The organism is Oscillibacter valericigenes (assembly GCF_021531435.1).
Taxonomy (GTDB): domain Bacteria; phylum Bacillota; class Clostridia; order Oscillospirales; family Oscillospiraceae; genus Oscillibacter; species Oscillibacter valericigenes_B.
On record NZ_JAFBIS010000005.1, the window covers coordinates 23655 to 36651 of the forward strand.

Sequence of the window (12997 nt, forward strand, 5' to 3'; positions counted from 1 at the left end):
CCCGCCCTGGCCCTGGTGGTGATTGGCGCCGCCACCGTGACAAGCTGGCTGTTCCGCATCGTTGACGCCATCGATAAATAAGGTACCTGAAAGGAGAAAATCGAATTGAATAAAGTTGATATGTTCGAGGTTGAATGCACCCTTAATGGAGCACTGGCCGTCATGCAATTAGCCATTGACCGAATGGCTGGTGACATTGCAGAGTGCAAAACCGCTGACAAAGAGGACAAAGGCGCATGTGCAAATGCAATCGTGGTTGCGGCCGAGAACATCTATTGTCCCGCCCTTGATTCCGTTTTTGCATCGCTTCGGGATCTTCAAGATAGGATCAGCGAGAACAATTCGAACCGATAAAGAGGAGATTAGATATGGGAATGTCTGAAATTAATGAAAAACTTGCGGAATTACGGGAAGGAATGGCCCGTGCAGCCGCCATCCTGGACAGCATCGTAATTACCATGCAGGAGGTTGGGGCAGGTCCTAACTCTGAAACCGCTATTTTGGGCGTCATGGACTACCTGGACCGCATGAGCGATGATATGGACGCTGTAAATTGCGCCCTGAGAGAACAGAACCAGAAAACAGCGTAATATATTATTATATCGCCAAAAAAAGTTGCGATAAATCGCTTATGCACTGGCCTTTTCCATGCATACGTGCGATTATAATTTACACAACTCATTTTGCAAGCGTGAGCTGTGCTGTACTGTGAACGACCATAAAAGCAGAAATGCCGTCATACGCAAGTACGTGTGTGGCGGTGTTTCTGCGTAAGATTGGAGGTGATACAATAGAACACCCAGCATACAGGGACAACCTGGAACAGATTCTGAAATTCACCGGAGGGAAACAGGTTTTGACGGTATCCCAGGTCCGTGAATTCACAGGAATGGTTGACAGCCGCACCATCCGGAGGCATTTCCCCATCATGAAGGGGGGCTACATCAGCGCCGCCACCCTGGCCCGCTGTCTGTGCGGAAGTATCGAAAAGTGACCTGTAAGAGGAAGAACAGGGGTCCTCATTTTTACCCCAACTTTTACCCCTTACAGCTTTTTCAACGTTTTACGGCATTTTACAGATAATCCACGAAGGCGTTGAAAACACTACTTTTCTTTAACCGTATTTTACAGCATTTTTCGCATCGTTTAAAATTCAAATCCCTCCTTCCGCGCCACGTCGTCGCGGACTGCATATCGTTCGCGACGACGTTTTCTTTTTCAAAGCAAACGTCATCTCTCACGCATTCCGTCGCTCCTCCTTTCCAAATCACAACCGCTCCGCTGGGTTGTGATTTGGGTCAGGAAACGAAAATATCCGGAGTAAAATGCAAAAAGGACACCTGCCGGTGTCCTTTTTGCGATTTATTATCCCATATAGGTTTGCAGTGTTTGCAGATTTTTCTCCATCAGCGACAGGTAGGTGGCGCCGCCCTCCAAGTCCTGGCGGGAGACATTGTGGCAGGAGTGGAACATGGCCGTCTCCGTGCCCGCTGCCTCGGCGATGCTGTCGGCAACTAAATGGTTGGAGAACTCAATATACCACACCACCGGGAGTTGTTCCTGGCGCACTTTTTCCGTCAGAAAGGCGATGGTGGCCGCCGACGGCTCCGTCTGGGTGCCGCAGCCGGGGAAGGCCGCGTAATATTCCACGCCGTAGGCCGCCGCGAAGTAGCGGAGAGGGAAGCGGTCGCCAAACACCATGGGGCCCCGGTCCGCCGCAAAAAAGTCCTCGAATTCCCGGTCCAGAGCGTCCAGCTGCTCCGCGTAGCCCTCGGCGGCGGCCCGGTAGGAAGCCCCGTTGGTTTTGTCCATTGCAGCCAACCGCTCCCCGACGATCCGGGTGATGGCGGCGGCGTTGGCCGGATCGGTCCAGACGTGCTCGTCCAGGCCCGTCACCTCGCCCTCGCCGTGGTCGTGGTGCCCCTCCTCATCGTCATGGCCGTGCTCATGGTCATGGCCGATCTCGGCCTGCATGCCCTCCACAAGTTCTTCTTCCAGCAGGGGAACGCAGTCGATCATGCGGAGCTGTTCTCCCCGTGGCTCGATGGCGGAGAGGATGGTCTCCACCCAGGTATCCGACTCGCCGCCCAGATAGATGAACAGGTCGCAGTCCTGCACCGCCAGAATATCCGCCGGAGTGGGCTCGTAAGAGTGACTTTCCGTACCCGGTGGAAGCAGCAGCTCCACATCCGCCAGCCCTCCGGCGGCGGCCCGGGCAAAGTCATAGGCCGGGAATACAGTGGTCACGATTTTCAAGCGGCCGGATTCCGGCTCCGGGGCCGCCTGGCCGCAGGCGGTCAGCAGCAGGCAGATGGACAGCAGCAGGGGCAGCGGTTTTTTCACAGGGGTTCGCTCCTTCAATTTGAGAATGATTTTCGGTTTTCCATCATACCACGCCCAACCGGAAAATGCAAGAGCCGCAAATGAGGACTTCACAAATCTGTGAAAACGTGTATACTAAGGGCAGGATGTGTTGAAATGGAGGGAATATCCATGAGTGATTTGCTGAAACGGATGAAAACCAACGCCTTGCTGTCCGCTGCGCTGTATGCCCTGCTGGGTCTGGTGCTGCTGCTCTGGCCGGAGCTTTCCACCAGCGTGCTGTGCTTTGCGCTGGGGCTGATCCTGCTGCTGTGCGGGCTGGGAGATGTGATCGAGTTCCTGCGCCACCGGGACGGCAGCCTGTACGCCGCCCTGCACCTCGGCGTAGGCGTGATCCTGGCTGCGGTGGGCCTTTGGCTGATGTCCCAGCCCACGCTGGTGACGGTGGTCATTCCCCGCATCGTGGGTGTGCTGATCTGCTTCCACGGCTTCAGCGACGTGAGCGATGCCATGACCATTCGGAAAAACGGCTCGTCCCGCTGGACGGCAGCTGGGCTTTTGGGCCTGGTAACGCTGGTGCTGGGCGTCGTTCTGGTCATCTGCCCCTTTAAGGCTTTTACCACGGTGGTGCGTCTGCTGGGTGCCTTCCTGCTGTATGACGGCATCAGCGACCTTTGGATCACCGGACAGGTGAGCAAGGCCGTCCGCCAGGCGGAAAAGGACTCCAACGCCAAGCGGGACGCGGTGGATGTGGAATACCGGGACGTGAAGGACGAATAAATAAAAAACAGGAGCGGCGTGAGCCGCTCCTGTTTTTTATTTGGACCGTTTCAGCACTTCCAGCACGAAGGCCCAGACCCGTTGGACGGAGGCCACGCTCATCCGCTCCCGGGGGGTGTGGATCTCCTCCAGGTCCGGCCCGATGGACACGCAGTCCAGATCCGGCAGCTTGCCGCACAGCAGGCCGCACTCTACGCCGGCGTGGATGGCCTCGATTTTGGGCTCGCGGCCGTACTGCTCCCGGAAAACCTCCGTCATCCGCTCCCGCAGGGCGGAATCCGGCCGATACTCCCAGGCGGGGTAGTCACCGGAGATGTCCACCGTACCGTCCAAGGCCTCTGTCAGGCACCGCAGGCGGTCGTGGAGCATATCCTTTTGGCTGGCGACCGAGCTGCGGACGCAGAAGGCCGTGCTGATCTCGCCGGCCTCCGTTTTCAAAATGCCCAGATTCAAAGAGGTTTGCACCAACCCTTCAATCTCCCGGCTCATCTCCTGGACACCGTTGGGGGCGCAGGTCAGAAGGCACAGCGCCCGCCGGGTGGGATCCCCGTCCATGGGCAATTCCGCTGTTTCCGCGTCGGCCACCGATGCCTCCAGCGCCGGGTCCGTGACCCGGTATTCTTTTTTCAGCTGTGCCGCCAGCGCTGCGAAAGCGGTCCGGGCCGCGTCCGCGTCCGACACCACTGCCACGGCCTCCGCCGCCACGGGGATCGCGTTGTCCTTGGCACCGCCGGAGGCGGATACCAGCCGCAGCTCCGTCGCCGCTGCCATCGCCCGCAGCAGGCGGCCCAGCAGCATGTCGGCGTTGGCCCGGCCCTTGTGAATCTCGGCCCCGGAATGGCCGCCGGTGAGACCGGAGACCGTCAGATGCAGGGCTGTTCCCGCAAAGGGCGCGCGGGTCACAGGGAGGGTGCATTTCGTCAGGCTGCCGCCGGCGCAGCCCACGGTGAAGACGCCTTCCGCCTCGGAATCCAGATTGATGAGCTGCCGACCCTTGAGGGGGGAGACGTCCAGCGCCGCCGCGCCCAGCATTCCGATCTCCTCGTCGGTGGTCAGCACCACCTCCAGCCGGGGGTGGGGGATGGACGCGTCGTCCAGGATGGCCAGCGCCATGGCCGCGGCGATGCCGTCGTCGCCGCCCAGGGTGGTGCCCCGGGCGAAGACGGTATCGCCCTCCACCGCCAGGTCAAGGCCCTCCCGCTCCATGTCCTTAGGACAGCCGGGTTCCTTTTCACATACCATGTCCAGGTGTCCCTGGAGGATGACAGGCTCCGCCGCCTCATAGCCGGGGGTGGCCTCCTGGATCAGGATGACGTTGTTGGCGCTGTCCTGATACCACTCCAGGCCCCGTTCCCGGGCAAAATTCACGCACCAATCGCTGATGGCTTTCGTGTTCCGGGAGCCGTGGGGGATGGCGCAGATCTGCTCAAAATATCGGAAGACCTTTTTCGGCTCCAGTTGGTCCAGTACGGACATATCAGTCACTCCTTTGCCGCTGCATCGGTATACGGTAAGAGTATACCGCAGGATGGGCGCTTCATGCGCGGCCCTTTGCGTAAAATGTCAGATGGGGGAAAGCGGGCTCACGCGAGGTAGGGCGCGGCAATGCGCTCCACGCCCTCCGGCTCCGCCTGCCGCCAGGCGAAGAAGTCCCTGCCGCTGGCCGCAACGGTTTTGCCCAGTTCCACCAGGAATGCCGGGATGTCTGCCTCCAGCATCACACCCAGCTCCCGGCCCATGGCCTCCTGGCCCTGGCGCGCCTCGCCGCCCAGGAAGAAGGTAAAGGCCGCCTGGGGCTTGCCGTCTACCAGCTTGGAAGCGCCCCGGAAGCCCATGGCCCCGGTCTGGTGGGTGCCGCAGGAGGAGGGGCAGCCGGAGATGTGAATGCGGGGCAGGGCGCCGTCGGGCAGTTTGGCCTCCCGTACCGCCGCCACGCAGGAGCGCAGCAGGCCCTGGGAATCCCGAGTGCCCACCTGGCAGGTCTGGCCGCCGATGCAGCTGACGGAGGTTTCAAAGACGCTCTCGGCGCCGCAGGCCGTCAGGGCCAGCACTTTCTCCGCCTCACTGCCGGTGAGGTTGATGATGAACGCGGTCTCGTCGGGACTCAGCCGCATCTCCGCCTCGGGGATGTCCGCCAGGGCGTCGCTGAGAGCGCACAGGGTCTCCAGCTCCGGCTGGCCGCCGATGGGGTGCCACTCCACGGTGTACAGGCCCTCCTGCTTCTGGGGGATGACACGGGGGCCGCCCACCACTACGCCGTCGCCGGACTTGGTGACGGGGCGGGGTTCCACAGCCAGGTTCAGGTCCTCACCGGAGGCCAGCACCTCCGCCAGCTTCTCGTTGTAGGCTTTCGCGTAGCCCTCGGGGCCGCCGCAGATGTCCTGCATATAGCGGGTGCGGGCCTTGCCCCGGTTCTCATAGTTGCCGTAGGCCCGGAAGGTCAGCCACATGGCCTTGATATAGTAGAGAATTTTGCCCGGCTCCACCGCCTCGGCCACCTTTACGCCGAAGCGGGGGTTGTTGCCAAGGCCCCCGGCGCTGTACACGTCGAATTTCCCGTCAGGCCGGGCCACGAAGCCCAGGTCCCGGTAGGTGGCGTGGGTCACGTTGGCGGGGGAGTTGGAGAAGCCCACCTTCAGCTTCCGGGGCATCTTCTCCGCCTTGATGAAGTGCATGAGGTAGTCCCCGGCGGCCTCCGCCCAGGGCAGCACGTCAAAATACTCACCCTGCTCCACGCCGGAGAGGGGAGAGCACATCACGTTCCGGGGGAAGTCCCCGCCGCCGCCCATGGTGACGATGCCCGCGTCCAGGGCTTTTTCCATGATGTCGCAGACATCGTCCTGCTGCAGATCGTGGAGCTGAATGGTCTGGCAGGTGGTGAAATGGGCCCGGGGCACGTCATGCTCCCGGATGGCCCTGACGGTGAACGCCAGCTTTTCCTTCGTCACCCGTCCGGCGGTCATCCGCAGGCGAAGCATACTGGCCTGACCGCCCTTCTGGGCGTAGCTGCCGTACAGCCCGGAAAAGCCCTTATAGGCGGCCTTGTCCAGCTCTCCGGCGTAAAACGCGGCGGTCTTGGCCCGGAATTCCGGCATGTCCTGTTTCCAGCTCTGAGGATCGATGGTATGCATAGGAGCGTCTCCTCTCTGTCTCTCCGAATATTTTTATGTGGTCACTGTGCCGTTTATCGCGAAATATTTTATCACACCCTGTTTTCCCGCGCAACCCATGCCCGGAAAAATGGCCTGTCACAAAATTCCAACAGATTTTGACAAAAGTCTGGACATTTTTCAACCGAGATGTTATACTGCTTTAAAGCACGAAACATGGCGCTTTAAAGCGTTAAAACAACGCTGCCGGATATCTGAAAGGTATGATGCAATGAAGATCATCGTGTGTATGAAGCAGGTCCCTTTGAGCTCCAAGGTGGAGATCGACGAGGAGACCGGAAACCTCAAGCGGATGGGAGCTGCCACCCGCACCAATCCCTTTGACCTGTTTGCCCTGGAGTGCGCCCTGCGCATCCGGGACCAGATCGGCGGCACCGTCACGGTGCTGACCATGGGCCCCCAGCAGACGGAGACCATGATCCGGGACGCCTACATGATGGGCGCGGATGACGCCGTTATCCTCTCCGACCGCAAATTCGCCGGGTCGGATGTGCTGGCGACCTCTTATACGCTCTCCCGGGGCATCCGGCTGCTGGGCGGCGCGGACCTCATCATCTGCGGCCGCCAGACCACCGACGGCGACACCGCCCAGATCGGCCCCGCCATCGCGGAGCACCTCCACCTGCCCCATGCCGCCTGGGTCAACGCCATCACCGACGTCAATGAAAAGCGCATCCAGGTTCGGCAGGACCTGGCCAGCGTGTTCCAGATCAGCGAGATGAAGTATCCCTGCCTCATCACGGTGGACAAGGATATTTGCGTGCCCCGGCTGCCCTCCTACCGCCGCAAGGCGGAGGCCGCCGCTAAGCCGATTCGAATGGTTTCCTGTCAAGACCTCCCGGACCCTGACATGACCCGCTTCGGTCTGGTGGGCTCTCCTACCACGGTGGAGCGCATCTTCCCGCCTCCCGCCGGCGCCGGCAGCGTCACCCTGGAGGGTACCGCCGCCGAGAAGGCCGGCCAGCTCTTTGACCTGTTGGCCGCCGCCAAGTACTTCTGAGGAGGGGCAGGATGGAATTTCTGAAATTTGACATGTCCCGCTGTGACCTCTGCGGGCAATGCATTGAAAAATGCCCCTTCGGGGCGCTCCAGATGGAGAAGGACGGCATCACCGCCAACGAAAAGTGCCGGATGTGCTCCGTCTGCGTCAAGACCTGCCCCCAGCGGGCCATCCGGTTCGAGCAGGTGGCCAAGTCTTTCGACAAGGAGAAGTGGAGGGACATCTTGGTCTATGCCGAGCAGGAAAACGGCGCCGTGCACCCAGTGGTCTACGAACTCATCGGTGAGGCCCGGAAGCTGGCCGCCAACGTGGGCTACGATGTGAACTGCGTCATGGTGGGCGGCGCCGGAACGAAAGAAAACGCGGAAAAGCTGCTGCCCTACGGCGTGAAAGAGGTGTTCGTCTACGAGCATCCCGGCTTTGAGGGCTTCAAGGCCGACTGCTACTCCGACGCCGTGGCGGACTGCATCTCCGCCATTTCCCCCTCCTGCGTGCTCATCGGCGCCACGGCCTGCGGCCGCTCCCTGGCGCCCCGGCTCTCCACTCGGTTCCACACCGGCCTGACCGCCGACTGCACGGAGCTCCAGATGAAGGACAACACCGACCTGGTTCAAATTCGTCCCGCCTTCGGCGGCAACATCATGGCCCAGATCGTCATTTCCAACTCCCGGCCCCAGTTCGCCACCGTCCGCTACAAGGTGATGGACAAGGCGAAAAAGGTGCCTGATCCCACCGGGAAGGTCACCGTCTGCGACGCCACGGAGCTGATGGTCCGCTCCGGCATCTCCATCGTGGAGCGGGCCGCCATTACCCGGACGAAGTCCATCGAGGAAGAGGATGTGCTGGTGGTGGCCGGACGGGGCGTCAAGACCGCCAAGGATGTGGAGATAGTGCGGGAGCTGGCAACCCTCCTGGGCGGACAGCTCTGCTTCACCCGTCCCATGGTGGAGGGCGGCTTCGGCGACGCCGCCCACCAGATCGGTCTCTCCGGCCGGACGGTCAAGCCCAAGCTCATCATCACCTGCGGCGTCTCCGGCGCGGTGCAGTTTACCGCCTGCATGAATACCGCCCAGACCATCGTGGCCATCAACACCGATCCGGAGGCCCAGATCTTCCGCATCGCCCACTACCGCATCGTGGACGACCTGTACCAGGTGGTCCCGGAGCTCATCGCCCGCATCAAGGCAGCAAAGGAGGCTGAGTGATATGCCTTATCCCTATAAGAAAATGGACGAGCAGGATTTCGCGTACATCCGCTCAGTCACCGACCCCTCCCGCGTCTGGGTAGGGGAGGCCATCGCCAAGGAGTTTTACCACGACGAGATGCCGGAGTACGGCGTGTTCCCGCCGGAGCTGTACGTGGAGGTCCTGACGAAGGAAGAGGTCTCCGCCATTATGAAGTACGCCTACGGGCAGAACATCCCCGTGGTGGCCCGGGGCGCGGGCACGGGTCTGGCCGGCGGTGCAAACTGCAAATACGGCGGCATCATGCTGTCCCTGATGAAGATGAACAAGATCTTCCCGGTGGACACCCAGAACATGACCGTCACCGCCCAGCCCGGCGCCCTCATTTCCGAGGTGGCCGCGGCAGCGGCGGAAGTGGGCTTGTTCTATCCTCCCGACCCCGGCGAAAAGACCGCCTCCATCGGCGGCTCCATCATCACCAACGCCGGCGGCATGCGGGCGGTGCGCTACGGTGTGACCCGGGATTACGTCCGCTGCATCGAGGCCGTTATGCCCAACGGCGACATCGTCCATTTCTCCTCCAACGTGGTGAAAAACACCACCGGCTTTGACGTGAAGGACCTGGTGGTGGGCTCCGAGGGCATCCTGTGCGTCTGCACGGAGGTGACGCTGAAGCTGATCCCCGCCCCCAACTGCACCTGCACCCTGGTCATCCCCTTTGACAGCCTGGAGAAGTGCATCGACTGCGTACCCGTGCTGCTGCGCCTGCCCTTCGTGCCTACCGCCGTGGAGTTCCTGGAGCGGGAGCTCATCGACATCGTGGAGCGGAACCTCCACAAGCTGCTGCCGGTCCGGGAGGGCGCCGCTGTCCTCATCGTTATGTATGACGCATCCTCCCGGGAGGAGCTGACCCAGTGCTGTGACGCCGCCGCAGCCGCCGCTCTGGAGGCCGGGGCCCTGGACGTGGCCCTGGCGGACACGCCGGAGCGCATCGGCTCCGTCTGGTCCGTCCGCGCCGCCATTCTGGAGGGCATGAAAGCCGACTCCGTGGGCCAGGAGGAGTGCGACGTGGTGGTGCCCCGGTCCAGGATCGCGGAGTTCGTGAAGGCCGCCAAGAGCATCTGCCTGTCCCATGGCGTGGTGGTGGAGCCCTGCGGCCACGCCGGTGACGGCAACATTCACACCGAGATGCTGCGTCAGCCCGGCATGACTGATGAGGAGTGGAAATCCGCCACCCACGCCTGCCTTGTGGAACTGTACGCCAAGAGCAAGGAGCTGGGCGGCCAGCTTTCCGGCGAGCACGGCATTGGCAATGGCCGTCTGGAATTCCTGAAGCCCTTCATCGGCGATGAGATGTACCAGCTCTACCGAAATATCAAGCTGGCCTTCGACCCCAAGCTGATTCTGAACCCCGGCAAGATGATCACTTTTGACTGAGGATTTTCTCCCTCTGGGAAAATCAATATACCGGCACATTTGAGAATAGAGAAAGAGGTATCCGCACTATGGTAGACAAGAACAAAATGCCCCTGGCAGTGGGCGTGGCTTTCGTGGCCTTCACCACCCAATTCGGCGGCGGCTTCGCCTCCGGCGCACAGATCTACTCCTACTTCATCAACTACGGTATCTGGGGACTGTTCCTGCCCCTGCTGTCCCAGTTCCTGCTGGCCTTCTTCTTCTGGTACGGCCTGCGCTACGCGTTCCTGCACAAGACCTACGACTACCGCGCCTTTGGCGACAGCTTCTACGGCAAGTACAAGGTGCTGTTCTCCAACCTGTATGAGATCACCTACCTGATCCTGATCGCCACCGCCACCTCCGCGGCCTTCGCCACCGGCGGCTCCACCCTGAACAGCCTGTTCGGTATTCCCTACTGGCTGTGCACCCTGGTGGTGGGCGCGTTCATCTTCATCATCTCCCTGTACGGCACCAACATCGTGCGGAAATGCGCCTCCACGCTGTCTGTGCTCATCATCATCGGCCTGGTGGTGGTGCTGGTTCCCAACATCATCGTCCAGTTCGGCACCATCACCGAGTCCATCGGCCGGATGGCCGCCGGCGAGCTGCCCGTCAGCTCCAGCGAGAGCGGACTGTTCGGCGCCGCATTGAAGAGCGCCATCCTGTATTTTGCGTTCCAGCTGCCCTCCATCGGACTGATGTACCAGCACACCGAGCCTCTGACGGACGTCAAGCAGGTGGACCGTGCCGCCCTGTACATGTTCCTGTGCAACTTCATCGCCATGATGCTCTCCATCATCGGCATGCTGGCCATCGCCTTCAAGCCGGAGCTGGAAGGCGCCTCCGTTCCCATGCTGGTGTTCGTGCAGAACGGCGTGGGCGCCGGTATCCTGACGCCCATCATCTCCATCCTCATCATCCTGGGCGCCGTGTCCACCGGCGTGAACATGATCGCCGGTATCGTCACCCGCACCGTCAACGCCGTGGAGCGCCGTATGGACGAGAGCAAGCGGGCCCAGGGCCACATGATCCGCGCCGCCATTGCCGCGCTGGTGTTCACCGTCGGCGTTTGGGCCATTTCCCAGGTGGGCCTCATGGCCATCGTCAAGAGGGGCTATGCGTATCTCGGCTACGCCGGCTTCATCTCCGTGATGATCCCCTTCGTGCTGTCCATGCTGCACGTCGGACCCTTCGGCAAGGTGGAGCAGAAGCAGTAAGCTTTTTCGCCTGAACTGTTACACGGCGCAGGGACACCCCCTGCGCCGTGTCAGCTTGTCGAAAATGATTTTCGACAAGCTGCTGCAAGTTTTTCTGAGCTTTTCAAACTCAGAAAAACTTATGATTAAAAACGAAAGACACCCCTCCTGGGTTTCTTTCGTAACTTTCTTCCTTCCCGTTGTGCAAGGCTTCCGAATTTATCGACGATCTGAAATTTCAAATCTGAAAGGGAAGTGTTTATCCATGCAAAAGAAATTCCAAAGCGGCACCTTTATGCCGGACAGCATGATCTCCTGCCGCACCCTATATAGGGTCTACTGAATGGCTGGAACATTTGGAAATCTCGGAAAAATGACCAGCTCGCCGAGGTCAAAATCGTAGTCCAGAGCCCAACCGCAGTCAGGCGCAAAAAGGAGACGTAGTTTGCGCTCCATATTTGCGGCAAAGAAGCCCATCGCAATTGAGGTCATGGAAGTGTCGGGCAAACGAGTCATGACCCGGTCCAAGCTATATCGGCGCTTGACGACACCAAATGTTCCCTCAATCACGACGCGGTCGCAGCCATCCTGGTAGATCTGTTTGCTTTCTGCCTGCTTCTCCTCTGCCGACTTCCGTCCCAGCCTGGGACCTGAAAGACGGATCCCCAGCGAGGTGCACCAAAGCCGATTTTCTCTGCCGGGATAAGCCCGGTCTGCCAGAATCGTCTTTGGATAGAAGCCAAAGGTCTCCTTATATTCCTCAACGACCTGCTGCAGACTTCTGCTCTCAGAGTAGTTGTTCCAGTCAGCCTTCATCAGGAAAGCGTAACCACCCACAAGACCTACTATGACTTTGGCACCAAACTCAGTAGGACATCCCGCTTTACCGCGCACAATAGGGCGAACGTGCGGCTGATTGATGCTGACGATGCGGTCTTCTATCTGATGACTCTTCCGCACATACATGTCCCACTGTTGGCGGCAGAGTTCCTGGATCACCAACAGCTTCCTGTAAAGGTCATCCCCCAACAGCGATAAGGACACGCCGTGGGCCACCATCTTCTCGATGTAGCCGATATCCCTCTGGATATATTGCAAATTCCCGCGGAGAACCATCCGCGTTTCTCGTACAGTATGGGTGCGCTTCTTGGTGTATGCCAAATATCTTTCCCGAGCCTGCTGGCGATAGGTCCGGGGCTTCTCGGGGTACAGATCACGGGCGGAAGGATACAGCAAATCGATCATCTTTTCTACCAGCTCCCGGGCGTGGTTCAGCAGCCCGACATCCGTCGGATAATGAATATCTGCCGGACAGCAGGTCGCGTCAAGAATCAGCGTTCCACGGTTCTCAGATTCTTCTGTCGGCTGTGCCGAGAGAGTGTCCTCACGGTCTTCCTGATTTACGGAATCATCTTCCTCGGGGTTATCCATGCTGGCAACTGCTTCTGGCGCAAAAACCAGATCATTGATCCGTTGAATCATCTCAGGAGAAATACGCTTCCTGAAATGTGTCATCATGGATGCGTCGAAGGGCGAGTCCATGGTGTAGCACTCAAATCCGCAGAAGTACTGCAGATACGGGTTCTCCTGGATATTTCGTCTGGTCTGTTCATCTGTGTAGCCTTCCTCGGCCTGGATGTACAGTGCCCCGAAGGCCAGGCGAGATGGAATGGCCACCTGGCCCTCACTGCTTTTGAAATGTTCCTGATACTCCCGGTCAATCTCTTCCCAAGGGAACTTCTTGCTGAGGATTACCCACCGGTTATCCTCACGCAATGTGACCCCAAAGGGCATCTCCACCTTAAGCTGGTCATAATCTTCGTGCCGATACATCTTCATCACCTGCAAACTTTTTCTTTCAAACTTCTGAATCCCTTTGCAGATAT

12 protein-coding genes are annotated in these 12997 nt (G+C 59.8%); 8 read left to right on the forward strand and 4 right to left on the reverse strand.

The window, feature by feature from the left end:
• Positions 1-105: 105 nt before the first annotated feature.
• The 3 genes from JQM68_RS04100 to JQM68_RS04110 all read left to right on the forward strand — a co-directional run bounded on the left by JQM68_RS04100 (position 106) and on the right by JQM68_RS04110 (position 994).
• Complete coding sequence (locus tag JQM68_RS04100; protein ID WP_235221647.1) at positions 106-354, forward strand: hypothetical protein; 249 nt, start codon at positions 106-108, stop codon at positions 352-354.
• Positions 355-368: 14 nt separating this feature from the next.
• Entirely contained in the window at positions 369-590 is a 222-nt protein-coding gene (locus JQM68_RS04105; RefSeq protein ID WP_235221648.1) for a hypothetical protein, read from the forward strand.
• Positions 591-856: 266 nt separating this feature from the next.
• On the forward strand, positions 857-994 hold the full coding sequence (locus tag JQM68_RS04110; RefSeq protein ID WP_235221649.1) for a hypothetical protein: 138 nt from the start codon (positions 857-859) through the stop codon (positions 992-994).
• 371 nt (positions 995-1365) lie between these two features.
• Here the strand turns inward: JQM68_RS04110 and JQM68_RS04115 are convergent, their stop codons facing one another.
• On the reverse strand, positions 1366-2343 hold the full coding sequence (locus JQM68_RS04115; protein WP_235221650.1) for a metal ABC transporter substrate-binding protein: 978 nt from the start codon (positions 2341-2343) through the stop codon (positions 1366-1368).
• A 150-nt stretch (positions 2344-2493) separates the two neighbouring features.
• On the opposite strand from JQM68_RS04115, the gene JQM68_RS04120 reads away from it, so the two are divergent.
• Positions 2494-3102 carry a DUF308 domain-containing protein gene (locus tag JQM68_RS04120; protein ID WP_235221652.1) on the forward strand — a complete coding sequence of 203 codons (609 nt, stop codon included), beginning with the start codon at positions 2494-2496 and terminating at the stop codon, positions 3100-3102.
• Positions 3103-3138: 36 nt separating this feature from the next.
• Here JQM68_RS04120 and JQM68_RS04125 read toward each other — a convergent pair whose 3' ends face one another.
• Together JQM68_RS04125 and JQM68_RS04130 are read right to left on the reverse strand one after the other, a co-directional pair.
• Positions 3139-4578, reverse strand: coding sequence for an aminoacyl-histidine dipeptidase (locus JQM68_RS04125; RefSeq protein ID WP_235221653.1), 1440 nt, complete (start codon positions 4576-4578; stop codon positions 3139-3141).
• 107 nt (positions 4579-4685) lie between these two features.
• A complete protein-coding gene (locus tag JQM68_RS04130) occupies positions 4686-6233 on the reverse strand; it encodes a nitrite/sulfite reductase (protein WP_235221655.1) in 1548 nt (515 codons plus the stop codon).
• 250 nt (positions 6234-6483) lie between these two features.
• Here JQM68_RS04130 and JQM68_RS04135 point away from each other — a divergent pair, with 250 nt between their 5' ends.
• The 4 genes from JQM68_RS04135 (at position 6484) to JQM68_RS04150 (ending at position 11132) form a co-directional block, all read left to right on the forward strand.
• Complete coding sequence (locus JQM68_RS04135; protein WP_235221656.1) at positions 6484-7272, forward strand: electron transfer flavoprotein subunit beta/FixA family protein; 789 nt, start codon at positions 6484-6486, stop codon at positions 7270-7272.
• Between the two features lie 11 nt (positions 7273-7283).
• Entirely contained in the window at positions 7284-8477 is a 1194-nt protein-coding gene (locus JQM68_RS04140; RefSeq protein ID WP_235221657.1) for an electron transfer flavoprotein subunit alpha, read from the forward strand.
• Between the two features lies 1 nt (position 8478).
• Positions 8479-9894, forward strand: coding sequence for an FAD-binding oxidoreductase (locus JQM68_RS04145; RefSeq protein ID WP_235221658.1), 1416 nt, complete (start codon positions 8479-8481; stop codon positions 9892-9894).
• Between the two features lie 68 nt (positions 9895-9962).
• Entirely contained in the window at positions 9963-11132 is a 1170-nt protein-coding gene (locus JQM68_RS04150) for a YkvI family membrane protein (protein ID WP_235221659.1), read from the forward strand.
• A gap of 315 nt (positions 11133-11447) precedes the next feature.
• On the opposite strand, the gene JQM68_RS04155 is transcribed toward JQM68_RS04150, so the two are convergent.
• Entirely contained in the window at positions 11448-12944 is a 1497-nt protein-coding gene (locus JQM68_RS04155) for an IS5 family transposase (protein WP_235221660.1), read from the reverse strand.
• Positions 12945-12997 lie beyond the last annotated feature (53 nt).